Origin of the sequence: Streptomyces gobitricini (assembly GCF_039532985.1) — a bacterium.
GTDB classification, from domain to species: Bacteria; Actinomycetota; Actinomycetes; order Streptomycetales; family Streptomycetaceae; genus Streptomyces; species Streptomyces gobitricini.
In genome coordinates this window covers 153,788-179,349 of record NZ_BAAASR010000021.1, presented here as the reverse complement: position 1 = coordinate 179,349, position 25,562 = coordinate 153,788, and the positions used below count along the sequence as shown (strand labels likewise).

General features: G+C 72.0%; 27 protein-coding genes. 16 read left to right on the top strand and 11 right to left on the bottom strand.

Annotated elements, in window-relative coordinates; genetic code table 11:
* The first annotated feature begins 108 nt into the window (after positions 1–108).
* Complete coding sequence (locus ABD347_RS20220) at positions 109–741, top strand: TetR/AcrR family transcriptional regulator (protein WP_344363446.1); 633 nt, start codon at positions 109–111, stop codon at positions 739–741.
* Here ABD347_RS20220 and ABD347_RS20215 read toward each other — a convergent pair.
* The gene (locus ABD347_RS20215; protein WP_344363278.1) at positions 707–1,624 is read right to left on the bottom strand and encodes a MaoC family dehydratase; all 918 of its coding nucleotides are present in this window, start codon (positions 1,622–1,624) and stop codon (positions 707–709) included. The genes ABD347_RS20220 and ABD347_RS20215 overlap by 35 nt on opposite strands.
* 122 nt (positions 1,625–1,746) lie before the next feature.
* Between ABD347_RS20215 and ABD347_RS20210 the strand changes: the two genes are divergently transcribed.
* Positions 1,747–3,606, top strand: a complete 1,860-nt coding sequence (locus tag ABD347_RS20210; protein ID WP_344363275.1) for an AMP-dependent synthetase/ligase — start codon at positions 1,747–1,749, stop codon at positions 3,604–3,606.
* A 17-nt stretch (positions 3,607–3,623) separates the two neighbouring features.
* Here the strand turns inward: ABD347_RS20210 and ABD347_RS20205 are convergent, their stop codons facing one another.
* The 3 genes from ABD347_RS20205 to ABD347_RS20195 all read right to left on the bottom strand — a co-directional run bounded on the left by ABD347_RS20205 (position 3,624) and on the right by ABD347_RS20195 (position 5,683).
* Positions 3,624–4,208 carry a hypothetical protein gene (locus ABD347_RS20205; protein ID WP_344363272.1) on the bottom strand — a complete coding sequence of 195 codons (585 nt, stop codon included), beginning with the start codon at positions 4,206–4,208 and terminating at the stop codon, positions 3,624–3,626.
* A gap of 402 nt (positions 4,209–4,610) precedes the next feature.
* On the bottom strand, positions 4,611–4,856 hold the full coding sequence (locus ABD347_RS20200; RefSeq protein WP_344363270.1) for a DUF397 domain-containing protein: 246 nt from the start codon (positions 4,854–4,856) through the stop codon (positions 4,611–4,613).
* Positions 4,853–5,683 carry a helix-turn-helix domain-containing protein gene (locus ABD347_RS20195; RefSeq protein ID WP_344363268.1) on the bottom strand — a complete coding sequence of 277 codons (831 nt, stop codon included), beginning with the start codon at positions 5,681–5,683 and terminating at the stop codon, positions 4,853–4,855. The genes ABD347_RS20200 and ABD347_RS20195 overlap by 4 nt, the downstream gene beginning before the upstream one ends.
* Before the next feature lie 121 nt (positions 5,684–5,804).
* Between ABD347_RS20195 and ABD347_RS20190 the strand changes: the two genes are divergently transcribed.
* Together ABD347_RS20190 and ABD347_RS20185 are read left to right on the top strand one after the other, a co-directional pair.
* The gene (locus ABD347_RS20190) at positions 5,805–6,203 is read left to right on the top strand and encodes an ATP-binding protein (protein WP_425575710.1); all 399 of its coding nucleotides are present in this window, start codon (positions 5,805–5,807) and stop codon (positions 6,201–6,203) included.
* Between the two features lie 280 nt (positions 6,204–6,483).
* The gene (locus tag ABD347_RS20185; protein WP_425575709.1) at positions 6,484–7,425 is read left to right on the top strand and encodes a helix-turn-helix domain-containing protein; all 942 of its coding nucleotides are present in this window, start codon (positions 6,484–6,486) and stop codon (positions 7,423–7,425) included.
* Between the two features lie 22 nt (positions 7,426–7,447).
* Here ABD347_RS20185 and ABD347_RS20180 read toward each other — a convergent pair whose 3' ends face one another.
* Positions 7,448–8,254 carry a maleylpyruvate isomerase family mycothiol-dependent enzyme gene (locus ABD347_RS20180; RefSeq protein WP_344363262.1) on the bottom strand — a complete coding sequence of 269 codons (807 nt, stop codon included), beginning with the start codon at positions 8,252–8,254 and terminating at the stop codon, positions 7,448–7,450.
* Positions 8,255–8,376: 122 nt separating this feature from the next.
* On the opposite strand from ABD347_RS20180, the gene ABD347_RS20175 reads away from it, so the two are divergent.
* Positions 8,377–8,994 carry a dihydrofolate reductase family protein gene (locus ABD347_RS20175; RefSeq protein WP_344363259.1) on the top strand — a complete coding sequence of 206 codons (618 nt, stop codon included), beginning with the start codon at positions 8,377–8,379 and terminating at the stop codon, positions 8,992–8,994.
* Between the two features lie 36 nt (positions 8,995–9,030).
* Here ABD347_RS20175 and ABD347_RS20170 read toward each other — a convergent pair whose 3' ends face one another.
* From ABD347_RS20170 to ABD347_RS20160, 3 genes are all read right to left on the bottom strand, one after another.
* On the bottom strand, positions 9,031–9,438 hold the full coding sequence (locus tag ABD347_RS20170; RefSeq protein WP_344363257.1) for a DnaJ family domain-containing protein: 408 nt from the start codon (positions 9,436–9,438) through the stop codon (positions 9,031–9,033).
* Positions 9,439–9,551: 113 nt separating this feature from the next.
* Positions 9,552–10,706, bottom strand: a complete 1,155-nt coding sequence (locus tag ABD347_RS20165; RefSeq protein WP_344363254.1) for a lipase family protein — start codon at positions 10,704–10,706, stop codon at positions 9,552–9,554.
* 86 nt (positions 10,707–10,792) lie between these two features.
* Entirely contained in the window at positions 10,793–11,797 is a 1,005-nt protein-coding gene (locus ABD347_RS20160) for an AraC family transcriptional regulator (protein ID WP_344363441.1), read from the bottom strand.
* 98 nt (positions 11,798–11,895) lie between these two features.
* Here ABD347_RS20160 and ABD347_RS20155 point away from each other — a divergent pair, with 98 nt between their 5' ends.
* Positions 11,896–13,440, top strand: a complete 1,545-nt coding sequence (locus ABD347_RS20155) for an AMP-dependent synthetase/ligase (protein ID WP_344363252.1) — start codon at positions 11,896–11,898, stop codon at positions 13,438–13,440.
* Between the two features lie 117 nt (positions 13,441–13,557).
* Here ABD347_RS20155 and ABD347_RS20150 read toward each other — a convergent pair whose 3' ends face one another.
* A complete protein-coding gene (locus ABD347_RS20150) occupies positions 13,558–13,761 on the bottom strand; it encodes a cold-shock protein (protein WP_003967102.1) in 204 nt (67 codons plus the stop codon).
* A 261-nt stretch (positions 13,762–14,022) separates the two neighbouring features.
* Between ABD347_RS20150 and ABD347_RS20145 the strand changes: the two genes are divergently transcribed.
* From ABD347_RS20145 to ABD347_RS20130, 4 genes are all read left to right on the top strand, one after another.
* On the top strand, positions 14,023–14,889 hold the full coding sequence (locus ABD347_RS20145; RefSeq protein ID WP_344363249.1) for a menaquinone biosynthetic enzyme MqnA/MqnD family protein: 867 nt from the start codon (positions 14,023–14,025) through the stop codon (positions 14,887–14,889).
* 151 nt (positions 14,890–15,040) lie between these two features.
* On the top strand, positions 15,041–16,240 hold the full coding sequence (gene mqnC / locus ABD347_RS20140) for a cyclic dehypoxanthinyl futalosine synthase (RefSeq protein WP_344363247.1): 1,200 nt from the start codon (positions 15,041–15,043) through the stop codon (positions 16,238–16,240).
* Positions 16,241–16,247: 7 nt separating this feature from the next.
* Positions 16,248–16,847 (top strand): imidazolonepropionase-like domain-containing protein, encoded by a 600-nt coding sequence (locus tag ABD347_RS20135; protein WP_344363245.1) that lies wholly within the window; start codon positions 16,248–16,250, stop codon positions 16,845–16,847.
* 31 nt (positions 16,848–16,878) lie between these two features.
* Complete coding sequence (locus ABD347_RS20130; RefSeq protein ID WP_344363242.1) at positions 16,879–17,574, top strand: demethylmenaquinone methyltransferase; 696 nt, start codon at positions 16,879–16,881, stop codon at positions 17,572–17,574.
* 240 nt (positions 17,575–17,814) lie between these two features.
* Here the strand turns inward: ABD347_RS20130 and ABD347_RS20125 are convergent, their stop codons facing one another.
* Entirely contained in the window at positions 17,815–18,345 is a 531-nt protein-coding gene (locus ABD347_RS20125) for a GNAT family N-acetyltransferase (RefSeq protein WP_344363239.1), read from the bottom strand.
* 98 nt (positions 18,346–18,443) lie between these two features.
* On the opposite strand from ABD347_RS20125, the gene ABD347_RS20120 reads away from it, so the two are divergent.
* Positions 18,444–19,736 (top strand): geranylgeranyl reductase family protein, encoded by a 1,293-nt coding sequence (locus ABD347_RS20120; protein WP_344363236.1) that lies wholly within the window; start codon positions 18,444–18,446, stop codon positions 19,734–19,736.
* A 45-nt stretch (positions 19,737–19,781) separates the two neighbouring features.
* On the top strand, positions 19,782–21,059 hold the full coding sequence (locus tag ABD347_RS20115) for a benzoate/H(+) symporter BenE family transporter (RefSeq protein WP_344363234.1): 1,278 nt from the start codon (positions 19,782–19,784) through the stop codon (positions 21,057–21,059).
* Here the strand turns inward: ABD347_RS20115 and ABD347_RS20110 are convergent.
* Positions 21,023–21,886: a C40 family peptidase gene (locus ABD347_RS20110; RefSeq protein WP_344363231.1), complete on the bottom strand. Its 864-nt coding sequence runs from the start codon at positions 21,884–21,886 to the stop codon at positions 21,023–21,025. The genes ABD347_RS20115 and ABD347_RS20110 overlap by 37 nt on opposite strands.
* A gap of 691 nt (positions 21,887–22,577) precedes the next feature.
* On the opposite strand from ABD347_RS20110, the gene ABD347_RS20105 reads away from it, so the two are divergent.
* From ABD347_RS20105 to ABD347_RS20090, 4 genes are read left to right on the top strand one after another with little or no spacing between them, the layout of a single operon-like run.
* On the top strand, positions 22,578–22,937 hold the full coding sequence (locus ABD347_RS20105; protein WP_344363229.1) for an NADH-quinone oxidoreductase subunit A: 360 nt from the start codon (positions 22,578–22,580) through the stop codon (positions 22,935–22,937).
* A gap of 17 nt (positions 22,938–22,954) precedes the next feature.
* Positions 22,955–23,509: a NuoB/complex I 20 kDa subunit family protein gene (locus ABD347_RS20100; RefSeq protein WP_344363227.1), complete on the top strand. Its 555-nt coding sequence runs from the start codon at positions 22,955–22,957 to the stop codon at positions 23,507–23,509.
* Positions 23,506–24,234 (top strand): NADH-quinone oxidoreductase subunit C, encoded by a 729-nt coding sequence (locus tag ABD347_RS20095; protein WP_344363224.1) that lies wholly within the window; start codon positions 23,506–23,508, stop codon positions 24,232–24,234. The genes ABD347_RS20100 and ABD347_RS20095 overlap by 4 nt, the downstream gene beginning before the upstream one ends.
* Positions 24,231–25,553 (top strand): NADH-quinone oxidoreductase subunit D, encoded by a 1,323-nt coding sequence (locus tag ABD347_RS20090; RefSeq protein ID WP_344363222.1) that lies wholly within the window; start codon positions 24,231–24,233, stop codon positions 25,551–25,553. The genes ABD347_RS20095 and ABD347_RS20090 overlap by 4 nt, the downstream gene beginning before the upstream one ends.
* Positions 25,554–25,562: the final 9 nt, after the last annotated feature.

The window sequence follows — 25,562 nt, the reverse complement described above, 5'->3', positions numbered from 1 at the left end:
CCGGGCTATGTGCGCGGCACGCGCCCTCCCGCCGGGCCGTAGGCTTACCGACTGCCGAGAAGTAGGAGGACGGTTGTCGTGAAGAGGACGGGGACGAAGGCCAAGCGCATGCCGCGGGCCGTGCGCGAACAGCAGATGCTGGACGCGGCCGTGCGGACCTTCGGGCAGCGGGGATACCGGGCCGCCTCGATGGACGAGATCGCCGAACTCGCGGGCGTGTCCAAGCCGTTGGTCTACCTCTACCTGAACTCCAAGGAGGAGCTCTTCACCGCCTGCATCCGCCGGGAGGCCGCCGCGCTGGTCGCCGCCGTACGGGCCGGGGTGGAGCGGGACGCCGCCGGGCCGGGGCTGCCCGCCGACCGGCAACTGTGGGCGGGGCTCACCGCCTTCTTCACGCACACCGCCGAGAACCCGGACGGCTGGGCGGTGCTGCACCAGCAGGCCCGTACGCACGGTGAGCCCTTCGCGGCGGAAGTGGCGGCCATGCGGGACGAGATGGCGGCGTTCGTGACCGGCCTGATCGGCGAGGCGGCCCGGGGCGCGCACCAGGATCCCCCGTTCGGCGACCGGGACGTGTCCGGGCTCGCCCAGGCCCTGGTGGGCGCGGCGGAGTCACTGGCGCAGTGGGCCAACGAGACACCCGGGGTGTCGGCCAAGGAGGCGGCCGCGACCCTGATGAACTTCGCCTGGACGGGCCTGGGCGGCCTCATGGACGGTCGGCGCTGGTCACCGTCCCGGTGAGGTGGACCCGGTCCGCGCCGCGCAGTTGGAAGGCGGTGTCCCCGGCGGCGTAGGTCACGGTGGCCGGGAGCGGGACGGGCGCCTTGAACCGTGCGTGTACGCGTACGCCGTGGAGGTCCTGGTCCCGCTCGGCCAGGCAGCGGGCGAACGTCCACATGCCGTGGGCGATCGGCCGCGAGTGGCCGAAGGCGCGGGCGGTGAGCGGGTGCAGGTGGATCGGGTTGCGGTCGCCGGAGACGCGGCCGTAGCGGCGGCCCAGCCCCGGTGCGAGGCGCCATTGCGCGCGGGCGGGCAGCGGCGTGGGGAGCGGTGCGGCCTGCGGGACGGGCGGCGGTGCGGCGTGCGGTGCGGGTTCCGCCGGGTGGGGGCCGGGTGCCCGGTGGCGGGCCAGGTAGCCGCTGCGGGACTCCCAGACCGGCTCGCCCGCCACCCGCGCCTCGGTGGTGACGGTGGCCTCGGTGCCCCGCCGGTGCGGGGCCACCGCGGCCAGCCGGACGGTGAGTTCCAGGTGTTCGGCCGGGTGCAGCGGCCGGTGCTGGGTGACCTCGATCCAGGTGTGGACCAGCCCGAGGAGAGGCAGGGGGAAGTCCCGCGCGGCCATCAGACGCAGGGCGAGCGGGAACGCCAGGACGTGCGGGTACGGCAGCGGCACCGGCCCCGCCCCCCGGAACCCGCACACGCGGGCGTACGCCCCGAGGCTGGCCGGGTCGATCCGTACGCCGGGCGCGACGAGCCGTCGGCCGGGGGCCGGCGCGTCCGGCCCGGGGTGCTTGAACGGGGATCGCAGGGCGCCGGCCGCCAGGGCGAGCGGTGACGGGCCGAGCCGCCGGGCGGGGAAACGGCCGGGTGCCGTGGCGGTGGGGCGCGGATGACGATCGGCCATTGTCCTGACTCCCTGCTCGGCCCTAGATTTACTCCTGAGTAAGGTTACTCAAAGGTCAGGAAAGGGTCGAGACGGTGCCCCGGCAGCGACTCCTCGGCCCCGGCCCGACGAAGGAGCCGCACGTGACAGTCGCCCCCACCCAGCCGCCGCACGAAGTCTCCGTCCCGCCCCTCGTTCCCCCCGTGACGAGCGGTTCCCTCGCCGACATCCCCTTCGACAACGCCCGTGAGGCGCCCGCCGATCCGGTGCTCAGCCGCAAGGACGCCGAGGGCGCGTGGTCCGACGTGTCCGCCGCCGGCTTCGCCGCCGAAGTCCTCGCGGTGGCCAAGGGGCTCGTCGCCGAGGGCCTGCGGCCGGGCGACCGGCTCGCCATCATGGCCCGTACGACGTACGAATGGACCCTGCTGGACTTCGCCGCGTGGGCCGCCGGACTGGTCACCGTCCCCGTCTACCCGACCTCCTCCGCCTTCCAGGCCCGCTGGATACTCCAGGACTCCGGCGCGGTGGCGTGCGCCGTGGAGAACATGGACCAGGCCCGGCTCATCAGCGGCGAACGGCAGCGGATGCCGGGGCTGGAGCACCTGTGGGTCCTCGGCAACGGCGCTGTCGGCACCCTGCGCCAGGCGGGCCACCGGATACCCGACGAGGTGATCACCGCGCGGCGGGCCGGCCTGTCCCCGGACTCGATCGCCACCCTCATCTACACCTCCGGCACCACCGGCCGCCCCAAGGGCTGTGTCCTCACCCACGCCAACTTCTTCGCCGAGGTGGACAACGCGGTCGAACTGCTGCACCCGGTCTTCAAGTCCGTCAGCAAGGACCCGGCCTCCACCCTGCTCTTCCTGCCCCTGTCCCATGTGTTCGGCCGGATGGTCGCCATCGGCTGTCTGCGCGCCCGGGTGCGCCTCGGCCACGCGCCGTCCATCCGGACCGAGGACCTCCTCGCGGACCTGGCCGGTTTCCGCCCCACGTTCCTGCTGGCGATCCCGTACGTCCTGGAGAAGGTGTTCAACACCGGCCGCGCCACCGCCGAGAAGATGGGCCGGGCCGCCTCCTTCGACCGGGCCGCGACGGTCGCCCGGCGGTACGGCGAGGCGGTGGAGGCGGCCCAGCACGGCACCGGTCCCGGACCGTCGCTCGGCCTGCGGGCCGCCCGCGCCCTGTACGACCCGCTGGTCTACCGCCGCATCCGGGCGGCCCTCGGTGGCCGCGTGCGGTACGCGATCTGCGGCGGCTCCCCGCTGGGGCGGCGCCTCGCGTCGTTCTACGCGGGCGCCGGAATCGACGTGTTCGAGGGGTACGGCCTGACGGAGACCACCGCCGCGTCCACCGTGACCCCGCCCCTCAGGCCCAAGCTGGGCACGGTGGGCCGGCCGATGCCGGGTACGGCGGTGCGGATCGCCGAGGACGGCGAGGTCCTGCTGCGCGGCGGCCACGTCTTCGCCGGCTACTGGGACGCGGAACGCGGCCGGGCGGTGCCGGCGGTCACCGACGGGTGGTTCGCCACGGGCGACCTGGGCGCGCTGGACGAGGACGGTTACCTCACCATCACGGGCCGCAAGAAGGACATCATCATCACCTCGGGCGGCAAGAACGTCACGCCCGCCCCGCTGGAGGACTGGCTCCGCGCCCACCCCCTGGTCTCCCAGTGCATGGTGGTCGGCGACGACCGTCCCTACGTCACCGCCCTGATCACCCTGGAACCGGACGGCCTGGCGCACTGGCGCCGTATGAGGAAGAAGGACGACGTGCCACTGCGGGACCTCGTGACGGACGAGGACCTGAGAACGGCCCTCCAGCGGGCGGTCGACGAGGCCAACCGCCTGGTCTCGCGCGCCGAGTCCATCCGCCGCTTCCGCGTCCTGACGACCGACTTCACGGAGGAGGGCGGTCACCTGACGCCTTCCCTGAAGCTCAAGCGGGCGGCGATAGCGCGGGACTTCGCGGCGGACATAGAGGCGCTGTACGAGAAAGGGGAGTGACCGGCGGGCTCACCGCCCTACGAGCCGCCCGCTCCGCCGGCACGGCCGACCGAGCCCGTGATGTCCCGGTCCGTGGGGTCCTCGCGCTCGGGCTGGTCGGGCGCCCGTACGAAGTCGTGCGAGGCGTTGTCCGACGACTGTCCGCCCCAGTGCGGAAGCGGCCGGTCGCAGCCGGGACCGGGCCGGTTGCCCATCGGCATGAGGGCGTACTCCGTGGCGAGCACCGGGACCAGCGCGTACCCGCCGTTGCTGCACATGGGCAGCACCAGGAACCGCTGGGCGTTGGCCTTCTTCGCGGCCTGGGGGTCCTTCGGGTCCACCAGGTCGGTGAAGCGCATGCCGTCACGGACGTTGTCCGGGTTGATGGACAGGTACTTGTCCTCCCGCTTGTTTTGGAAGAGGTAGACGGCGTTGCCCTTGTAGTAGCCGTCCAGGTGGGCGACCCAGAGGTGGCGCTTGTTGTGGATGTTCTCGACCGGGTCGGTCTCGATCTGGAGGTCGCCGTTGTGGGTGAGGTATCCACCGGTGACCCGGTGGATCATCATCATCTCCTTGCCGTGCCGTACGGAGGTCACGAACGTGTCGAGTGTGTTCGGGAACATGGCCCGCCCTTCCGTTCGGAGGTGGTCGTGTCCACCTCAATGACGGTTCGATGCCCGTCACTCCGCCGGAGAAAGCGGCGATATGCCCACGGCATGGTGCATGAGGGATGACAGAGAGCGAATACGACCATAGGAAAAGCGCGTACCGCGCCACCGCGCCCGCCGGGCGACGCCGTTACGCGGACCGGGGCCGCCCCGTTCCCCGGCCGCCCCGGCCGCCTGCGTGGATTGCGAGGTGGGCAAGGCGATGTGGCGCCCGCTTCCGGCAAGGGGCGGGCGGGGCCGTGCGGTCGGTGGTCGGCAAGCCGGCGGCCCGGCCGCCGTCCTGGCCGCCCGGCTCACCCGGCGGTGCGGACCGGGCGGCTGCCGTCGGCGACCGCCCGGTCGCGGGAGGTGCGGCGCTCAGACGCCGCCGAGGAACGCGGACCACGCGGCGGGCGTGACGGCGAGCTGGGGGCCGGCGGGGTTCTTGGAGTCGCGGACGCGGATGGTGTTGACGGCGGTGGCGACTTCGACGCAGTCGGGGCCGTCGTTGGTGCTGTAGCTGCTCTTGAGCCAGGCGACTTCGACGCACGCAGGGCCGTCGTTGGTGCTGTAGCTGCTTTTGTGCCACTCCGGTGTGGTCCCGGTCGAAAGCGTGAGGCTCATGTCTCTCCCCGAATCTTCTCGATGAAGGCCAGAGACTCCCGAGGGGTGAGAGCCTGGGCCCGGATCATGCCATAGCGCATCTCGAGAACCTGCACTTCCCTCGGGTCGGAGATCAGGCGGCTCGTGAGCTGCACCTCGTCGTGTCCCACTGCGGTGCCGCCCTTGAGCTTGAGCACACGCAGGGATCCGGCAAGGCCCGCGTGCTCCTCCGCCTCCGTGGGCATGACCTGGATCTCGACGTGCCTCAACTTGGCCAGCTCCAACAGACGTTCGAGCTGGTGGCGTAGAACCATTCTGCCCCCGACGGGGCGTCGTAGCGTCGCCTCTTCCTGGACGAATGTCAGCAGGGGCGCCGGGCTCAGCTGGTAGATGTGCTGCCGATCCATCCGTGCGGCCACCTGTCGCTCGACCTCGTCCTCTCCGTATGCCGGACGCCGCAGCCTGTACAGCGCGCGTGCGTAGTCCTCGGTCTGCAACAGGCCATCCACCACGGTGTTCGTGTACGCACCCATCTCGACCGTGTTGGCTTCCAGCTTCGCCAGGTCCCGGACCTTCTTCGGGTACCGCGCCTCCGCGACGTCCTTCGCCATCGCTGCGATCTTGCCGCCCGCGCCCAGGACCTCGTCCGCCCTCTCCAGGTACTCCGGCCTGGGGATGCGCTTGCCGGCCTCGACCTTGTAGACGAGGTTCTCGCCGTAGCCGATGGCGGTGCCGAACTCGGCCGGTTTGAGGCGTGCCGCCTCGCGCCACAACTTCAGCTGGCGGCCCACCGCCGTGATGACGGCCCTGGAGTCGTCGTCCTCCAGGCCCAGTTCCTCTTCGCTCATCAACACCCCGTCTCCCGTGTCCGTGTACCGGCTGGACCGGGCTGGACAACACCAGGACAGTCACCGCACGTACAGGCAACATCACTGTTCAGGTTAGGTGCGCTGCGCCACTCTGAGTGACGTGAATCACGAAACGACCCTCACTCGCCAGTTCAGTGTCCAACTGTCGCCGACCCGCCGGGGCGCTCGGCTGGCCCGGCTGCTCACGGTCGAGCAACTCCGTTCCTGGGGACTGGCGTTCGACGCGGCGGCGCAGGTCGTCGCGGAGCTGGCGGCGAACGCCGTCGTCCATGGGCGTGTCCCCGGGCGGGACTTCCGGCTGACGCTCCTCGTGGCCGGGGATGTCCTCCGTATAGAGGTGACGGATACGCGGGGTGAGCGCATGCCCGTCGTACGGGAGCCGTCCGACGGTGAGGCGGGGCGGGGGCTGCTGCTCGTCGAGGCGTTCGCCGACCGGTGGGGCGTGACGCCCGGACCGGCGCCTCGCAAGACGGTCTGGGCCGAGCTGACCGGACTGTGACGGCGCCGGCCGCGTACCGCGTCGTGGATTCCCGCGACGCGGTGGACCGGGACGCGGTGGGCCGCGACGCCTACAGAGAAAAGAACGTAGGGGAAAAGACCTTCCCCACCCCACCCCACCCTCCCGTCACCCACATGGGTGGAGTGTGCCCACTCGGCTGGATTTGGGGCGGGTTGGCTGGCATATGCTCACCGCGACCGACCGCAGACATGCGACAGCCCTCGCCGGGACGGCCATCCCGGACGAGGGCCTAGCCACCTAGGAAGTAAGCGGCTTCCCGATGGATGTTCAGAACCTTAGCGCGCCCTCGCGCGCGAAGCCCCCCGTTCGCCGATCGGCCCCCCGATCCGGTGTCGTCCACGTCAACGTGCGGCACACCAGCCACTACACCGTGGTCGGCAACCACCTCGCCCAGCATCGCGAGTTGAGCCTCGTCGCGATCGGGCTCGCCGTCCACATCCAGTCGTTGCGCGCCGGGGCCCGCGTCGGCATCAAGTGCTTCGCCGACCGTTTCCCGGAGAGCGAGCAGCGCATCACGGAGGCCATGCGGGAGCTGGAGGCCGCCGGGTATCTGGCGCGCTCGTGCGAGCGGCTGCCGAATGGCCGGCTGCTGCCGCGCACGGTCTCCTACAACAGACCGGGCGCCGCCCACGCCATCCCGGCGCCGGATCCCGCCCCCGTGGCCGCTCCCGGGACGGACCCCGTGCCCGAGTCGGTGGCCGGTCCCGTACCCGTACCCGTACATGACCCCGACCCCGGCCCCGCTCCCGAGCAGCCGTCCTCACCCGCGCCTCCCGGGCCCGCGTCCGCGCCCGAGCCGCGACCCGAGCCCGTCCCCGGGCCACCCGCCCCGCCCCTCCCGGCGCCCGGCTCCCACGACCCCGACCGCCACCGTGCCGCCGTCGGCCTCCTCGCCGGGCTGCGCCGCGACGACCGCCGCCTGCTGCTCTCCGAACCGGACGTCCAGCGCCTCGCCCCCGGCGTCGCCGCCTGGCTGGAACGGGACGCCGCCCCCGACGCCGTACGGCGGACCCTGACCGCAGGCCTCCCCGACCGGATGCGCAACCCGGCCGCCGTACTGGCCTACCGCCTCACCGCCCTGCTGCCGCCGCCGCTCCCTTCGGCACCGGCGGCTCCCGACCCGTTCCAGACGTGCGAGTCCTGCGACCGCGCCTTCCGCGCGCCCGAGCCGGGCCGCTGCCGCGCCTGCCGGCCGGCGTGACACGGCTGTCGCCTCCCGCCGGTCAGAACGCGACCCGCGCCGCCTCGACGGCCGCCACGGCGGCGGGATCTCCGTCGCAGTCGACGCCGCCCGGCCGGGGGCGGCCCGACAGGTGGCGCATGAGCGTCACGGCGTCCGTCCGCACCACCACGGCGGGCCTTCCCCGTCCCAGCCTCCAGCGGCCGCCGGCCGGACCGGACAGGTCCAGGAACGCCGGAGGGCCGTTCCAGTCCAGGGCGAGGTCCAGCAGCACCTGGCCGACGACTTCCTTGTCGTGCTCGTGCAGGACGGGCTCACGGCCGGTGGCGTCGCAGATGTCCACCCGGTGCATCCAGGTGTCGCGGGTGATCAGCACCCTGGCCAGGTAGTCCATGGAGTCGTCGGGCAGTTCCTTCGCCTCCGGGAACAGCGCGCTCAGCGGGACCCGCCGCCGCAGGCCGCCCGGCAGACGCTCCACCGCCCGCAGTCCCGGTGGACCGAACCGGTCCAGCAGCTCCGCGACGGCCTGGGGCGGCACGGAGCACCGGGCCTCCACCTGGCACAGGTTGTGCGCGTCCAGCGGCGCCAGTCGCGGGTGGCGCCGACGGCCGAGCAGCGTCCGGCCGACCAGCAGCCACGGCCGGGCGAGCTCCTCGTACTGCCCCACCACGTGGGTGGCGAGGTCCCGCACGGTCCAGCCGTCGCACGCCGTGCCGAGCGACCAGTCGCCGGGGCCCAGCCCCTTCAGCGTGGCGGTCATCGCGCGGAGCTCGGCGGCGTTCACCGCCCGCGCCCGCAGGGGATGCGTACGGGGGATGTCGAGGGCGGAGGCCAGTGCGGTGGTGACCATGGTGCGCCTCCCTGGGGGCGGACGGCGTTCTCCCCGAGACACGACTCACGCTACGCCCGTCGCGATGAGTTTTCCCGCCGCCGGCGGTCCACCCCTCCGACGACCCACGAAGGAGCGGCATCATGACGACCAAGGTGTACACCGGGGCCAGCATGTCCCTCGACGGCTACATCTCGGGGCCGGACGAGACGGGCTTCGACAAGCTGTTCACCTGGTACGGCAACGGCGACGTGACCGTCGGGACCACCCACCCCGAGCTGACCTTCCGGCTCACCGGGGTGAGCGCCGCGCACTGGCACCGGACCGTCCGCGAGACCGGGGCGCTGGTCGTCGGGCGCAAGCTGTTCGACCTGACCGGCGGATGGGGCGGCGACCACCCGATGGGGGTGCCCGTCGTGGTCGTCACCCACTCGGTGCCGGACGGCTGGCCCCGGGAGGGAGCGCCGTTCCACTTCGTCACCGAGGGGGTGGAGAAGGCGGTGGCGCTCGCCCGTGAACTCGCGGGTGCCCAGGGCAGGCACGTCGTGGTCAACGCGGGGACGATCGCCCGGCAGTGCCTGGAGGCCGGGCTCGTCGACGAGGTCGGCATCGACCTGGTGCCGGTGCTGCTCGGAGGCGGGACGCCGTTCTTCCCGGACCTGACGGGCGCGCCGTACGAGCTGGAGGGACCGGTCTCCGTCGCCGAGGGGAAGAACGTCACGCACCTGCGCTACCGGGTGCGGTACGCGCGAGACGTCTGACGCGTAAAACGTTTGTGCGGCGGCGTTGTGCGCCGACTAGGGTGCGTCGCGCCGGGACCGCCACTGGCGGACGAGTTCGTCGGCGTCGAGGGGGACCAGCCGCAGGGGCGGGCCCGCCGGCGGGCGGCGGACCGCTTCGGCGATCTTCTCGTTGATCCCGGCGGCGATCCGGCGCACCTCCGCCTCGCTCGTCGCCCGTCCCACCGCCTCCAGCGCGTCCTCCGCCTCCTTGCGGAGGGCGAGCGCGGGCGGCAGGACGGGGGCGATCCCCTCGCGGTGCATCTTGCCCTTGACCCACCACAGTTCGTCGTACGGGGCGGTGTCGTCCGGCAGAGGCTTGCCGAAGCCGGGGAGGTCGCTGAAGTCACCGCGTTCGGTCGCCTCGCGGATCTGCTTGTCGACCCATGACTCGACGTCGACACCTGGCGGTTTGCGTTCGGTCATGTGATCCAGCGTAGAGGCCCCGCTGCTGAGCACAACGGGACGACGTGGCGCCCCCCGGCCGTACCGAGGGGCGCCACACGGACCTCGTCGCTCGTGGGCGCACGCTCGCGGGTTCAGCAGTCGCCGGACGCGGGCTTCCCGGCGAACCGGTCCGCCAGCCAGTCGGCGGCCCTCGGGGACTCGGTGATCACGCCGGAGACGTGCTCGCCGACCACGATGGTGCGCCAGCGCACGTCGGCGCCCCTGGCACACCAGTCCTCGCGCAGCCCCGAGCCCTGGGAGTACGGGATCAACTCGTCGGCGAGCGCGTGGTAGAGGTACACCGGGTGGCCGGGCGCCTTCCTCCCGAGGTCCGACTCGGCGAGCCGGGCCTGCCACTGGGGGGTCTCCAGCGGATCGCGCACCGTCAGGTCGGAGATCCGCTTGAAGGAACCGACGGTCGCGTCGACCGCCACGCAGTTGTCCCGGAGGAAGCCGATCAGCGCCGTGCCGGCCGTGTTGAGGTACGAGTCGAGCTTCAGCTCCGGGTACGCGGCGTCCTGCCCGGCCGCCGCCATGAACAGCAGCCCCGAGCCGTACGAACCGTCGTGCACGGGCGCGAGGCGCGCCAGCCGTGCCGGTACGCCACCGGCCGCCGTGCCCTTCACCTTCAGCTCCGGGGCGTACGAGGAGTGCAGTTCGGCCGCCCAGCCGGCGGCCTGGCCGCCCTGCGAGTAGCCCATGATGCCGACCGGGGTGTCCGCGCCGAGCCCCGCCTCCGGCAGGCGGATCGCCGCGCGGGCCGCGTCCAGCATGGCGTGCCCGGCCGAGGATCCGGCGGTGTACGTGTGCTCTCCGGGTGTGCCGAGGCCCTCGTAGTCGGTGACCACCACCGCCCAGCCGCGCAGGGTGAGCTGCTGGATCAGGTTGGCCTCCATCGTGGTGCCCCTGGGGAAGCCCGCGCTGGGCGCGCACGAGTCGCCGAGCCCGACGGTGCCGACGGCGTAGGTGATCAGCGGCCGGGGCCCGGTGCGGCCGTCCCGCGGGACGATGACGGTGCCGGAGACGACGTTCGGGGTGCCGGTCACCGACGTCGAGCGGTAGTGGATCTTCCAGGCCCTGGTGGCGGTCGGCTGCCCGGGCAGGGGGTGGAAGGCGGAGCGCTCGGCGCTCACCAGGTCGCCGGGGGACCCCGGAGCCTCCCCGGCGGAGGCGGCGGCGGGGGTGGGGGCGGCGAAGGTCAGGGCGAGTGCGGCCACGCAGGCCGGCACCGTGGTTCGTACGCGCATGTGCGGCTCTCCCGACGTCCGGTGGGGGTGGGACGGTGTGGGAGACCGTAGTGACCCCGGAGTAAGGAAGGGGCTGACCGGAACGCTCAGCTTCCCCGGCCCCGGTACGCACCCGGCGTCGTGCCCGTCCACCGGCGGAACGCCCGGTGGAACGAGGTGTCCTCCGAGAACCCCAGCCGCGCGGCCAGCTCGGCGACCGGCTCGCGCCCCTCGGCCAGGCCCGCGATGGCCGCGTCCCGCCGTACCGTGTCCTTCAGCCGCTGGTACGAGGTCCCCTCCCGCTGGAGCCGGCGCCGCAGCGTCGCGGGGCTCACCGCCAGCCGCGCCGCGACCTCGCCCAGCGACGGCAGCCGGGGCGAGACCCGCAGCGCCCGGGCGAGGACACAGTGCACCTGCTCGGCCACGGTCGTGCCGTACGCCCGGCGGCTGAGCAGCTCGAAGGGCGTGCGGCGCAGCATCTCGTCCAGGTCCCGCTCGTCCCGTACGAGCGGGGCGGTCAGCCAGTGCGCCGGGAACGCCGCCTCGGTCGCCTCCGCGCCGAAGACCACCGGGCACCCGAACAGCCCGGCGTACTCGTCCCGGTGCGGCGGCGGCGGGTAGGCGAAACGGGCCCGCAGCAGCGGGATACGGCGCCCGACGAGCCAGCTGCACAGCCGGTGCCAGATGATCACCAGGCACTCGGTGAGGAACCGGTCCTCGTCCCCGAGACCACCGCCCACCGTCAGGGCCGCCTCGCCCCCCTCGCACCGCAGGCCCAGCTCGGGCCCGCCCGGGAACAGCCGGTAGAACGCCGTACCGCGCTCGATCGCCGCCCCCAGGTCCCGGCAGCCGAGCGAGACGTGGCACATCATCGCGAACGTCCCGGGCCGGCTCGGCGCGGTGGCGAGCCCCAGGAACTCGTCGCCCGTCGCCCGGTACAGCGCCCGGAACAGCAGCGCGAACTGCGCCGAGGTGACCCGCGCCCGGTCGTCCCCCAGCAGCAGCGGAGGGATCCCGGCGGCCTGGAGGAGCGGCACGGTGTCGAGCCCCTGCCGCCGCGCGCCGCGCACCAGGGCCCGCACATGGTGCACGGTGATGGTCCGCTTGGCCATGGCCATGGCCGGACCGTACCGGTGTTGAGCGCCGGGGTCAGCGGGGCCGACGTTTTCCGTCATGTCCCCGCCGCCCTCGCCGTCCTTACCGTCGGCCCATGGACGACATACGGCCCGTGACACTCGCGGTCCTCACCGAGTGGGCGGCGGAGCGGTACGGCGAGCTGCCGGCGCTGCGGCACAGGCGCGACGACGGGACCTGGACCTCGGTCGGCTACGACCGGCTGCGGGTGACGGTACGGCACTGGCGGCGGGGCGTGGCCGCGCTGGGCGTGGCCCCGGGGGACCGGGTCGCGATCCTGTCCGAGACCCGGGTGGAGTGGACGTACGCGCACCTGGCCGTGCTCGCCGCGGGCGCGGTGGTGGTGCCCGTCTACCCGTCGGCCGGGCCGGAGGAACTGGCCTGGGTCCTCGGTGATTCGGGAGCCTCGGTGGTGCTCGTGGAGGACGCGGCGCAGGGGGAGCGGGTGGCGGCGGTGCGGGGAGGGCTGCCCGCGCTGCGGCACGTGGTGGAGCTCGGCACCGTCCCGGCGGTGGAGGGCTCCCCGGACGGGCCGCCCGACCGGGCGGCGGCCGTCCGCCCGGACGACGGGGCGGCCATCATGTACACCTCGGGCACCACCGGCCCGCCCAAGGGCGTCCGCCTCACGCACGGCAACTTCGGTGCCGTCCAGGACGCCACGCTCCCGCTGATCGAGGCCGGCCCCGGCGACCGCACGTATCTCTACCTGCCCCTGGCCCACCTGCTGGCCCAGATGATCCAGTTCACCACCCTGCTGCACGGCGGTGAGCTGTGCTACTTCGGCGGGCGCGTCGAGAACGTGGTCGCGGAGCTGGCGGAGGCGCAGCCCACGCATCTGCCGTCGGTGCCGCGCCTCTTCGAGAAGGTGCACGGCATGGCCCTGTCGTTCGGGGCCTCCCCGCGGCAGGTGCGGGAGGCGCTCGGCGGCAGGTTGCGCGTGGCGCTCACCGGAGCCGCGCCCATCGCGCCGGAGACGCTGGAGTTCCTGCGGGACTGCGGGATCCAGGTCTTCGAGGGGTACGGCATGACCGAGTCGGCGGGGGTGATCTCGCTGAACCACCCCGGCGCGGTGCGTCACGGGACCGTCGGGCGGCCCGTGGCGGGGTGCGAGGTACGCGTCGCGGAGGACGGGGAGATCCTGGCGCGCGGGCCGATGGTGGCGGCCGGTGAGGTCGCCGGCGACGGGTGGCTGCACACGGGGGACCTCGGGGCGCTGGACGAGGACGGGTTCCTGACCATCACGGGCCGCAAGAAGGACCTGATCATCACGTCGTCGGGGAAGAACCTCAGCCCGGCGGAGGTCCAGCTGCTCATCGAGCGGGCGCCGGTCGTCTCGCACGCCGTCATGGCCGGTGACCGCCGCCCCTATCCGGTCGCGCTGATCACCGTGGACGCCGACGCCGTGCGCGGCCTGGACGGGGCGGCCGTGCGCGCCCTGGTCCAGGAGGCGGTCGACGCGGCGAACGCGCGGGTGTCCCGGCCGGCCCGGATCCGGGCGTTCACCATCCTGGACGGGGACTTCAGCGTCGCCGACGGCGTACTGACACCGACGCTGAAGGTGCGGCGCAAGGCGGTGCTGGAGCGGTACGCGGCGGAGATCGACGAGCTGTACGACCGGTGACGGGGCCGGACAAGGCAGGAGCCCTCTCCGCGCGGCCGTGCGACCGGACGGAAAGGGCTCCTTGGGTACTGCTACTAGCTGGTACTGAAAGTCGTGCGCGATCGCCGACCCGAACGACTAGGCCGGGGTGACGTTCTCCGCCTGCGGGCCCTTCGGGCCCTGGGTGACGTCGAAGTTCACGACCTGGTTCTCCTCGAGGGAGCGGAAGCCGGACGCGTTGATCGCGGAGTAGTGGACGAAGACATCCGGGCCGCCGCCGTCCTGGGCGATGAAGCCGAAGCCCTTTTCAGCGTTGAACCACTTGACGGTTCCGGTAGCCATAAGCCCTCCTATGGGCCAAAGGGTTGCCCTGCTCCAGAACCTGCCAAACAAGTCTGAAAACTACAAAAGCCTGCGGGTCACATGCTCCGCAGGCTCTGTACTGCAAGGGAAACCAAACTGCAACTTGCGTCGAGCCTAGCACGCAGGGTGCGCGCATGGGTAGAGGGAAAGATCACGTCACCCGGATGTCCGGCGGAGCCCCTCCGCGCTGACGCCGGACCCGGCGCGGCCCGCCGTACGAGACGGGGCTAGCCTCGCGATGTGGACAATTCAACCGACGATCCCCACCAGCTGCGGAGCCGGCCCCGCGTCGGACACATCCAGTTTCTGAACTGCCTCCCTCTCTACTGGGGCCTGGCCCGCACCGGAACGCTCCTCGACCTCGAACTCACGAAGGACACCCCGGAGAAGCTCAGCGACCGGCTCGTCCGGGGCGACCTCGACATCGCGCCGATCACCCTCGTCGAGTTCCTGCGCGCCGCCGACGACCTGGTCGCCTTCCCCGACCTCGCGGTCGGCTGCGACGGCCCCGTGATGTCGTGCGTGATCGTCTCCCAGCGGCCGCTGGAGGACCTGGACGGCGCGCGCGTGGCGCTCGGTTCCACCTCCCGCACCTCCGTACGCCTGGCGCAGCTGCTGCTCACCGAGCGGTACGGGGTCACCCCCGACTACTACACCTGCCCGCCGGACCTGGGCGTGATGATGCAGGAGGCCGAGGCCGCCGTCCTGATCGGCGACGCCGCGCTGCGCGCCTCCCTGCACGACGCCCCCCGGCTGGGACTCCAGGTCCATGACCTGGGGCAGATGTGGAAGGACTGGACGGGCCTGCCGTTCGTCTTCGCGGTGTGGGCCGTGCGCAAGGAGTACCTGGCGCGCGAGCCGCGTGTCGTGCGCCTGGTCCACGAGGCGTTCCTCGCCTCCCGCGACGTGTCGCTGGAGGAGGTCGCGAAGGTCGCCGAGCAGGCCGCGCGCTGGGAGGCGTTCGACGCGGCGCTGCTGGAGAAGTACTTCACGACGCTGGACTTCCGCTTCGGGGCGGACCAGCTCGCCGGCGTCCGGGAGTTCGCCCGCCGGACCGGTCCGACGACCGGGTTCCCGGCGGACGTGGCGGTCGAGCTGCTGGCCTAGCGCCCCGGGGCGGTGGCGTGCGGGCGCTCGCCGGCCCCCGGGCAAGGGCCGCCCCCGCCCCCCGAGGGCCGGTGGGGTGCGCCCGGAGGCGGCCGAAACGCTGGCGTAGGCTGGTTCGGTCCGTCCACAACCCTGCCGAAAGGGACACCCGGTGACCGAGAAGGCCGACCTCCAGTCCGTGCTCGACCGTGCCGCCGACGGTGGGCGGATCAGCCCCGGGGAGGCGCTGGACCTGTACCGGTCGGCTCCGCTGCACGCGCTGGGCGCGGCGGCGGACGCGGTGCGGCGGCGGCGTTACGCCGGTACGGAGCACATCGCGACGTACATCATCGAGCGGAACATCAACTACACGAACGTGTGCGTCACGGCGTGCAAGTTCTGCGCCTTCTACGCGCCGCCCAAGGACACCGCCAAGGGCTGGACCCGGGACCTGGACGACATCCTGCGCCGCTGCGCGGAGACCGTCGAGCTGGGCGGCACGCAGATCATGTTCCAGGGCGGGCACCACCCGGACTACGGCGTCGAGTACTACGAGAAGCACTTCACCGCCATCAAGAAGGACTTCCCGCAGCTGGTCATCCACTCCCTCGGCGCCTCCGAGGTCGAGCACATGGCCCGCATCTCGGGCGTCTCCGTCGAGGAGGCGATCGCCCGCATCCACGCCGCCGGACTGGACTCGTTCGCGGGCGCCGGCGCGGAGTTGCTGCCGGAACGGCCGCGCAAGGCCATCGCGCCGCTGAAGGAGTCGGGCGAGCGGTGGCTGGAGATCATGGAGACCGCGCACACGATGGGCGTGGAGTCGACGTCCACCATGCTGATGGGCACGGGCGAGACGAACGCCGAGCGCATCGAGCACATGCGGATGATCCGTGACGTCCAGGACCGCACGGGCGGCTTCCGCGCGTTCATCCCGTACACCTACCAGCCGGAGAACAACCACCTGAAGGGCCGCACGCAGGCCACGCTCTTCGAGTACCTGCGGATGATCGCCATCGCGCGGCTGTTCTTCGACAACATCGCCCACATCCAGGGCTCCTGGCTCACCACGGGCAAGGAGATCGGGCAGCTGACCCTGCACTACGGCGCCGACGACCTGGGGTCGATCATGCTGGAGGAGAACGTCGTCTCGTCGGCGGGCGCGAAGCACCGCTCCAACCTGCGCGAGATGATCGACATGATCCGCACCGCCGACCGCGTCCCGGCGCAGCGGACCACGACGTACGAGCACATCGTGGTCCACGACGACCCGGCGGACGACCCGGTCGACGAGCGCGTCGCCTCCCACATCTCCTCCACGGCGATCGAGGGCGGCACGGCCCACCCCGAGCTCAAGCTGCTCCCCGCCACCTGAGCCGGCCGTGCTGACGATCCACGCCGCCGACGCCTCGCCCCGGGCCGCGGTCCTCGTCGAGGGCGCGTACATCGCCGCCCTCGGCCCGTACGAGGAGCTGGCCGCCGCCCACCCCACCGCGCGGGTGCGGCGGTGGCCCGGCATCCTCACCCCCGGGCTGCTCAACCCCTACGGCCCCGAGCTCCTGGAGCAGGCGTACCACCCCGACCCCCGCGAGGCCGGCACGCTCGGCACCGAGCCGATCACCGGCGAGCGGGCGCGGGCCGTCTTCCGCGCGGACCCCTCACGGCAGGGTGCCAGCGCCCGGCGCGGGGTCCAGCGCATGCTGGCGCACGGCACGGTCGCCGTCGCCGGTGAGCTGCGCGCCCGTGCCGCCCTGGACGCGGTGCGGCGGGCGGGGCTGGTCGTCGGCCACCGCCCGCCCAGCCTGCCGGGGCCGGCGTCGTTCTCGCCCAAGCCGCTGGTGCTGCTGCCGGGGCTCACCGTCGGCGGACCGGCGCGGTTCGCGGTCTTCGACGTCCCCGACCCGGCCGCGCTCGTGCGTCTGGGCGCCTCGACGTGCGTGGCCACCGTCGTGGCCGGCCGCCTCGTCCACAGGCGCGCGTAGGCCGGCCGGGGCCGCCTGCCACAATGGGCGGGTGACGCGAGCAACCCTGGACAAGCAGCCGCACGAAGTCGCCTCGATGTTCGACGACGTCGCCGCGAACTACGACCTCACCAACGACGTGCTCTCGCTCGGCCAGGACCGGCGGTGGCGCAAGGAGGTCGCCAAGGCGGTCGACGCGCGCCCCGGACAGAGGGTCCTCGACCTGGCGGCCGGCACCGGCACGTCGTCGCTGCCGTTCGCGCATGCCGGTGCGTACGTCGTGCCGTGCGACTTCTCGCTCGGCATGCTGCGCGAGGGCAAGAAGCGTCACCCGTGGCTGCCGCTGACGGCGGGCGACGCCACGAGGCTGCCCTTCCGGGACGGCGTCTTCGACGCGGTGACCATCTCCTTCGGGCTGCGCAACGTCCAGGACACGGACGCCGCGCTGCGCGAGCTGTACCGGGTGACCAAGCCCGGCGGGCGCGTGGTGATCTGCGAGTTCTCGCACCCCACCTGGGCGCCGTTCCGGACCGTGTACGAGGAGTACCTGATGCGCGCGCTGCCGCCGGTGGCGCGTGCCGTGTCGTCCAACCCGGACGCGTACGTGTACCTCGCCGAGTCCATCCAGAGCTGGCCCGACCAGCCCGCCCTCGCCCGGCGCCTCCAGCGGGCCGGCTGGTCGAAGGTGGCGTGGCGGAACCTGACCGGCGGCATCGTGGCGCTGCACAGGGGCACCAAGGCGGCATGACGCGATCCGGGCCGACCGGCGGGCAACGGCCACCGGGCCGGATGTGACCGTTCATCACAGGGCCCGTCGCGCCCGCCCGCTCCTCGTCGGCGTCGTCCACGACGCCCCGTACACCTTCCCGGAGAACTCACGGCGCCGGAAGCCGGCTCCAGGAAACGGACGACAGCCGGGGCGCCGCCCGCGAGGCGTCCGGCGCGGCCCTGCCGGCGCGGATGCCGAGCGACGCCGGACGGGAGCGGATCAGGAGGCCAGCGCCAGGCGGAAGCAGTACCCCTCCTGCCCGCCGCTGCCGGGGATGGCGTACGTCTCCGCCCGGTCCATGCCGAGCCGCCGCGTCACCGCGACCGACCGCTCGTTGCGGGTGTTCACCATGGCGACCACCCGCTCCACCCCCGCCGCCCGCAGCCGCTCCAGCGTGGCGCGGGCGGCGGCCGTCGCGTACCCCTTGCCCCACGCCGACCGCGCCAGCCGCCAGCCGATCTCGATCTCGCCGGCCGGCCCCCAGGCGTGCGGCCACGGCTGGGCGCCCGTGAAGCCGATGACCCCGCCGTCCTCGTCCAGCAGCGTCCACAGGCAGAAGCCGAGCTCGGCGTCGTGCCGGCGCTGCCGGGCGGTGAACTCGTGGTAGACCGACAGCTCGGCCGGGCCGCCCTGGAAGAACTCCATCACCTCCGGGTCGTCGAACACCCGGTGCCAGGCGTACGCGTCCTCGTCGGTGGGCACACGCAGCCGCACCACGGGCTCGACGGAGGCGGGGAGCAGCTCGGTCATCGGGGTGGCCCTTCCGGTCGGTGATCGGTACGTCCCCATAGACTGCACGCGTCCCGTGCCGTCCGGTACGCAGTTTCGAGTATTCGGGAGACCCCGCCGTGACCGAGCAGCAGCCCCTCACCGAGCACACCGCGGATGTGATCGTCGTCGGGGCCGGTCCGGCCGGCTCGACGACCGCGTACTACCTCGCCAAGGCCGGCCTGGACGTCCTGCTCCTGGAGAAGACCGCGTTCCCGCGCGAGAAGGTCTGCGGCGACGGCCTGACGCCCCGCGCCACCAAGCAGCTGGTGGCCATGGGCATCGACATCTCCGAGGAGGCGGGCTGGCTCCGCAACAAGGGGCTGCGCATCATCGGCGGCGGTGTCCGCCTCCAGCTCGACTGGCCGGACCTGGCCAGCTACCCGGACTACGGACTGGTCCGCAAGCGCGACGACTTCGACGAGCAGCTCGCCCGCCAGGCCCAGAAGGCCGGGGCGCGGCTCCACGAGCGGTGCAACGTCGGCGCCCCGGTGATCGACGACCGCACCGGCCGGATCACCGGCGTGCACGCCAAGCTGGGCGAGGAGAAGACGCCGGTCACCTTCCACGCGCCGCTCGTCGTCGCCGCCGACGGCAACTCCACGCGCCTGTCCCTCGCCATGGGCCTGCACCGGCGCGAGGACCGGCCGATGGGTGTGGCCGTCCGCACGTACTTCACCTCCCCGCGCCACGACGACGACTACCTGGAGTCCTGGCTGGAGCTGTGGGACCGCCGCGGTCCCGGCGAGGACCGGCTGCTGCCCGGCTACGGCTGGATCTTCGGCATGGGCGACGGCACCTCCAACGTGGGCCTCGGCGTCCTCAACACCTCCGGCTCCTTCAAGGAACTGGACTGGCGCGAGGTGCTCAAGGCCTGGTGCGCCTCGATGCCGGAGGACTGGGGGTACGTCCCCGACAACATGACCGGCCCGATCCGCGGCGCCGCCCTCCCCATGGCCTTCAACCGCCAGCCGCACTACACGCGCGGCCTGCTGCTGGTCGGCGACGCGGGTGGCCTGGTCAACCCGTTCAACGGCGAGGGCATCGCCTACGCCATGGAGTCCGGGCAGATCGCCGCCGACGTCATCGTCCAGGCGCACGCCCGTACGACGCCGGCGCAGCGCGAACTGGCCCTGCACAACTACCCGAAGATCCTCAAGGACACCTACGGCGGCTACTACACGCTGGGCCGCGCCTTCGTGAAGCTGATCGGCAACCCGAAGGTCATGAAGATCGCCACGCAGCGCGGTCTGACCCACCCGCTGCTGATGAAGTTCACGCTCAAGATGCTGGCGAACCTCACCGACCCGACCGGCGGCGACGCGATGGACCGCATCATCAACGGCCTGTCGAAGGTCGCGCCGAAGGCCTGACCGCCCGGGACGCCGCCCCTGATCGCGGTACGGCACGATGAGCGCATGATCAGTGGACCGATACGCACCGGTGGAGCGCTGCCCCTGACCGCGGTGACCGCCGGGGCGGTCGCCATGGTGGTCTCCTACGCGGGGCCGCTCGCGCTCGTGCTGGCCGCCGCGTCGGCCGCCGGGCTGTCGCGGGCGGAGACCTCGTCGTGGGTGTGGGCGGTCTCCATCGGGGCGGGCGTCACATGCGTCGGGCTCAGCTGGTGGAGCCGCGCCCCGGTCATCACCGCGTTCTCCACGCCCGGCGCGGCGATCCTGGTCACCGCCCTGCCCCAGCACGGCTACCCCGAGGCCGTCGGCGCGTTCCTGGTGGCGGGCGTGGCCGCCACCGCGCTCACGGCGACGGGGGCCTTCGCGCGGGTGATGGCCCGTATCCCGGCCGGTGTGGTGGCGGCGATGCTCGCCGGGACGCTGTTCTCCTTCGGCACCGCCGTGTTCACCTCGGTGCGTACGGCCCCGCTGCTCGCCGGGGCGATGCTGCTGGCGTACCTGGTGGCGCGGCGCCTGGTGCCGACGTACGCGGTGGTGTGCGCGCTCGCGGCCGGGCTGGCGGTGGCGGGGGCGACCGGGGGCCTGCGGGTGGACCTGCCGGGGCTCGGGCTCGCCGTACCGCACCTGACGGTGCCGCAGTTCTCGGTCGGGGCGCTCGTCGGGATCGGCGTGCCGCTGCTGGTGGCGACCCTGGCCGGGCAGTACGCGCCGGGCATCGCCGTGCTGGAGGCCGCCGGGTACCGGCCGGACAGCCGGGTGGTGTGCGGGTCGACGGGCCTGGTGTCGGTGCTCCTCGCGCCGTTCGGGTCGCACGCGGTGAACCCGGCCGCCATCACGGCGGCGATCTGCACCGGGCCGGACGCGCACCGGGACCCGGCGAAGCGGTGGATCGCCGGAGTGGCGTGCGGTGCCGGGTACCTGGTGGTGGGCTGCTTCGGCTCGACGCTGGTGGCGCTGTTCACCGGGCTGCCGGACGCCCTGGTCGCCACGCTCGCCGGGGTGGCGCTGCTCGGCTCGATCGCGGGGAGCCTGGCCCGTACGGTCGCCGACGAGCGGGACCGGGAGGCCTCCGTCATCACGTTCCTGGCCACCGCGTCGGGCGTCACGATCGCCGGGATCGGCTCGCCGTTCTGGGGCCTGATCGCCGGTGTCGGCGCCCACTTCCTGCTGGGCGGGGACACGGCGAAGGGCCGTCGCTCCCACCCCGAGCGGGGGAGCGACGGCCCTTCAGGCCCTGTGCGTACGCCTCAGAGCACGCGCACCGCGCCGGACGGCCGGTCGTAGTCGAGCGACCGCTCGACGACGCCGGTCTCGGGGTTCTGCGCGCCGACGAACATGCCACCGCCCACGTAGATCGCGACGTGGTACGAGTTGCTCCGGCTGCCCCAGTAGAGGATGTCGCCCGGCTGGAGGTTGTCCAGCGAGACGGAGGTGCCGCGGCTCGACTGGTCGCCGGAGACGCGCGGGAGCTCGATGCCGGCCTGGCGGTAGGCGGCCTGCACGAGACCGGAGCAGTCCCAGGAGTTGGGGCCGGTGCTGCCCATGACGTACGCGTCGCCGACCTGGGCGCGGGCGAAGGCCACGATCGCCGCGGCGGAGCCGGTCGCCTGGCCGGAGTCGTAGGAGGAGCCACCGCCGTCCTCGTCGGAGGAGGAGGAGGAACCGGCGGACGCGGACAGCGTGGTGCGCTCGGAGGAGCGGGAGGCGCGCTCGGCGGCCTCGGCCGCGGCGTCGGCCCGGGCCTTCGCCTCGGCCTTGCGCTGGGCCTCCTCGGCCTCCGCCTTGCGCTCGGCCTCGGCCTTGGCCGTCTTGGCCTCCTTCGCGGCCTTGGCGGCCGCGGCGTCCTCCTGGGCCTGCAGTTCCTGGTCGAGAGCGATCCGCTGGGTCGCCTCGGCGGAGGCGGCCACGGCGCTCGACAGGTCCGCGGACAGGTCCGCGTTGAGGGTGGGCATCTCGATGGTCTCGGTCACCGGCTCGGCGTTCGCCGGCCCGGCAGCACCGGCCACCGCGATGGTGCCGAGGACGCCACCGGCAACTCCGGCCCGCAGCGCGAGCTTCGAAGCGCTACGGCGGGGCTTCCGGTGGCTGGGTATGTGAGCGGTGTGGGACATGAGTACAACCGCTATCAGGGCTTCACGGTTCCCTTCAAGAAACGTGTGTTGCGCCACAGTTGCGCACGGAATCGGTGAATCCGGTTCCCTGTGCTCCTTATTGACGCCGTAACGGACAATGCGGACTGTGGTGATCATGGCCGTGATCATGGGTTTTCCGTGAAACGTCCGAATTGCCGTTCGCTTACCACTCCTTGACGCCGGTGGCCAAGCCCGCTTTCACCGGACGCTTCCCGGGGTGACGCAGGTCACGGAGAGGTCACTGTGGAAGGTGCCCGGAAGATCGTGAAAGCGCGCACGTGTCCACTTCGGTACCGATCGGCCCCCCGCCTGAGTGAAGCGAGGCTCTTTATCACCCGGGCGGGTCCAGGGCGAATTTGCCCGCACTCGCCTCGTCTTGATAGGGCGCACGCCTCTGACCAGCCACAATCTTGGAAAATGTCACGTCTTGTGAGTGTCTGGACACGGGCGGTATGAAGATCACCTCTGCCGGTGATTCATGATCCTTCGTCGGGTGGTGGAGATCACAAGAGCGTTGCCGTACCCCGTGTCGCAGATCACAGATCGACGGGCATAGGATGCGAAGCAGTCGGGCTTGTGAACTGCCTCACATATGCGCGATCTTCGCGAGGCGGCGAGACGGTGCCCGGTGCGGTCCATCGGTCAAGGACGACTGGAAGGAGCGAGGAGCGTGAATGCCTACGCGCCCATCCTCGTGCTCGGCGCCCTCGGCGCAGCGTTTGCGATCTTTTCCGTGGTCATGGCCACGCTTATCGGCCCAAAGAGGTACAACCGGGCGAAGCTTCAGGCTTACGAGTGCGGTATCGAGCCGACACCCACTCCGGCCGGAGGGGGCCGCTTCCCCATCAAGTACTACCTGACGGCGATGCTCTTCATCGTCTTCGACATCGAGATCGTCTTCCTCTACCCCTGGGCCGTCAGCTTCGACGCCCTGGGGCTTTTCGGGCTCGTGGAGATGCTGCTCTTCGTGCTCACCGTCTTCGTCGCCTACGCGTACGTGTGGCGGCGTGGCGGCCTGGAATGGGACTGAGGGGCTGAGGGGCACCAATGGGACTCGAAGAGAAGCTGCCGAGCGGTTTTCTGCTGACGACCGTCGAACAGGCCGCGGGCTGGGTGCGCAAGGCGTCCGTCTTCCCCGCGACCTTCGGCCTCGCCTGCTGCGCCATCGAGATGATGACGACCGGCGCCGGGCGGTACGACCTGGCGCGCTTCGGCATGGAGGTCTTCCGCGGCTCACCGCGCCAGGCCGACCTGATGATCGTGGCCGGGCGGGTGAGCCAGAAGATGGCGCCCGTCCTGCGCCAGGTCTACGACCAGATGCCGAACCCCAAGTGGGTCATTTCCATGGGGGTCTGCGCCTCATCGGGTGGCATGTTCAACAATTACGCGATTGTTCAGGGCGTCGACCATGTCGTCCCCGTTGATATCTATTTGCCGGGCTGCCCACCGCGTCCGGAGATGCTGATGGACGCGATCCTCAAGCTCCACCAGAAGATCCAGAGCTCCAAGCTCGGCGTCAACGCCCGGGAAGCGGCCCGCGAGGCGGAGGAGGCCGCGCTCAAGGCGCTGCCCACGATCGAGATGAAGGGGCTGCTGAGGTGAGCGACCAGCCGAATCCCGAGAAGGACCTCAGCGCGCAGAACCTGCCCGGCCAGCGCGGCTCGCACGGTGAGGAGGTCCGGGTCCAGCGCGGCATGTTCGGCGCGAACAGCGGCGGCGACACCTCCGGCTACGGCGGCCTCGTCCGCTCCGTACGCCTGCCGGGCCCGGCCACCCGCCCCTACGGCGGATGGTTCGACGAGGTCGCCGACGAGCTCGAAGGCGCCCTGGAGGAGCAGGGCCTCCTGCCCGGGAACGCCATCGAGAAGACGGTCGTCGACCGCGGCGAGCTGACCTTCCACATCGCGCGCGAGCACCTCGTCCGCGTCGCCCGCACCCTGCGCGACGACCCCGCCCTGCGCTTCGAGCTCTGTACGGGAGTGAGCGGCGTCCACTACCCCGGGGACAAGGGCCGCGAGCTGCACGCGGTGTACCACCTGCGCTCGCTCACCCACGGCCGGCTGATCCGGCTCGAGGTCTCCGCCCCGGACGCCGATCCGCACGTCCCGTCGCTCGTCGGCGTCTACCCCACCAACGACTGGCACGAGCGCGAGACGTACGACTTCTTCGGCCTGGTCTTCGACGGCCACCCCGCCCTGACCCGGATCATGATGCCGGACGACTGGCAGGGCTTCCCGCAGCGCAAGGACTACCCCCTCGGCGGCATCGCCGTCGAGTACAAGGGCGCCCAGATCCCGGCTCCGGACCAGCGGAGGTCGTACTCGTGACCACTCCACCTGCCAGCGCCCGCGAGACCACCGAGGGCACCGTCTACACGGTCACCGGCGGCGACTGGGACGAAGTCGCCCAGGCCGCGGCCAAGGCCGACGACGAGCGGATCGTCGTCAACATGGGCCCGCAGCACCCGTCCACGCACGGCGTGCTCCGGCTCATCCTGGAGATCGACGGCGAGACCGTCACCGAGGCCCGCTGCGGCATCGGCTACCTCCACACCGGCATCGAGAAGAACCTCGAGTACCGGACCTGGACGCAGGGCACCACCTTCGTCACGCGCATGGATTACCTGACGTCGTTCTTCAACGAGACGGCGTACTGCCTGGGCGTGGAGAAGCTCCTCGGCATCGAGGACCGGATCCCCGACCGGGCGACGGTCGTCCGCGTCCTGCTGATGGAACTCAACCGGCTCTCCTCCCACCTGGTGTGCATCGCCACCGGCGGTATGGAGCTGGGCGCCACCACGATCATGATCTACGGCTTCCGGGACCGCGAGATGATCCTGGACCTGTACGAACTGATCACCGGCCTCCGGATGAACCACGCGTACATCCGCCCCGGCGGTCTCGCCCAGGACCTGCCGCCCGGCGCCGTCGACCAGCTTCGCGAGTTCGTGAAGACGATGAAGAAGAACCTGCCGGAGTACGACAAGCTCGCCACCGGCAACCCCATCTTCAAGGCCCGTATGCAGGACATCGGCTACCTGGACCTGGCCGGCTGCATGGCCCTCGGCGCCACCGGCCCGATCCTGCGCTCGACCGGCCTCCCGCACGACCTGCGCAAGACCGACCCGTACTGCGGCTACGAGACGTACGACTTCGACGTCCCGACCGCCGACACCTGCGACGCCTACGGCCGCTTCCTCATCCGGCTGGACGAGATGCGCCAGTCGCTGCGGATCGTCGAGCAGTGCCTGGAGCGGCTGGAGCCGGGCCCGGTGATGGTCGCCGACAAGAAGATCGCCTGGCCCGCCCAGCTGGCCCTGGGCCCCGACGGCCTCGGCAACTCCCTCGACCACATCAAGAAGATCATGGGTACCTCCATGGAGGCCCTGATCCACCACTTCAAGCTGGTGACCGAGGGCTTCCGGGTGCCGCCCGGCCAGAGTTACACGGCCGTCGAGTCGCCCAAGGGCGAGCTCGGCGTCCACGTCGTCAGCGACGGCGGCACCCGCCCCTACCGGGTCCACTTCCGCGACCCGTCGTTCACCAACCTGCAGGCCATGGCGGCGATGTGCGAGGGCGGCCAGCTCGCCGACGTCATCGTCGCCGTCGCGTCCATCGACCCCGTGATGGGAGGCGTCGACCGGTGACGGACGTCA

Coding starts and splice junctions, on each gene's coding strand:
- ABD347_RS20110 (WP_344363231.1), bottom strand. CDS start 21,886: ATGTCCCACACCGCTCACATACCCAGCCACCGGAAGCCCCGCCGTAGC.
- ABD347_RS20150 (WP_003967102.1), bottom strand. CDS start 13,761: ATGGCTACCGGAACCGTCAAGTGGTTCAACGCTGAAAAGGGCTTCGGC.
- ABD347_RS20215 (WP_344363278.1), bottom strand. CDS start 1,624: ATGGCCGATCGTCATCCGCGCCCCACCGCCACGGCACCCGGCCGTTTC.
- ABD347_RS20125 (WP_344363239.1), bottom strand. CDS start 18,345: ATGACCGAGCTGCTCCCCGCCTCCGTCGAGCCCGTGGTGCGGCTGCGT.
- ABD347_RS20185 (WP_425575709.1), top strand. CDS start 6,484: ATGGATGTTCAGAACCTTAGCGCGCCCTCGCGCGCGAAGCCCCCCGTT.
- ABD347_RS20205 (WP_344363272.1), bottom strand. CDS start 4,208: ATGTTCCCGAACACACTCGACACGTTCGTGACCTCCGTACGGCACGGC.
- ABD347_RS20160 (WP_344363441.1), bottom strand. CDS start 11,797: ATGGCCAAGCGGACCATCACCGTGCACCATGTGCGGGCCCTGGTGCGC.
- ABD347_RS20200 (WP_344363270.1), bottom strand. CDS start 4,856: ATGAGCCTCACGCTTTCGACCGGGACCACACCGGAGTGGCACAAAAGC.
- ABD347_RS20195 (WP_344363268.1), bottom strand. CDS start 5,683: ATGAGCGAAGAGGAACTGGGCCTGGAGGACGACGACTCCAGGGCCGTC.
- ABD347_RS20170 (WP_344363257.1), bottom strand. CDS start 9,438: ATGACCGAACGCAAACCGCCAGGTGTCGACGTCGAGTCATGGGTCGAC.
- ABD347_RS20155 (WP_344363252.1), top strand. CDS start 11,896: ATGGACGACATACGGCCCGTGACACTCGCGGTCCTCACCGAGTGGGCG.
- ABD347_RS20220 (WP_344363446.1), top strand. CDS start 109: ATGCCGCGGGCCGTGCGCGAACAGCAGATGCTGGACGCGGCCGTGCGG.
- ABD347_RS20175 (WP_344363259.1), top strand. CDS start 8,377: ATGACGACCAAGGTGTACACCGGGGCCAGCATGTCCCTCGACGGCTAC.
- ABD347_RS20165 (WP_344363254.1), bottom strand. CDS start 10,706: ATGCGCGTACGAACCACGGTGCCGGCCTGCGTGGCCGCACTCGCCCTG.
- ABD347_RS20180 (WP_344363262.1), bottom strand. CDS start 8,254: ATGGTCACCACCGCACTGGCCTCCGCCCTCGACATCCCCCGTACGCAT.
- ABD347_RS20115 (WP_344363234.1), top strand. CDS start 19,782: ATGATCAGTGGACCGATACGCACCGGTGGAGCGCTGCCCCTGACCGCG.
- ABD347_RS20100 (WP_344363227.1), top strand. CDS start 22,955: ATGGGACTCGAAGAGAAGCTGCCGAGCGGTTTTCTGCTGACGACCGTC.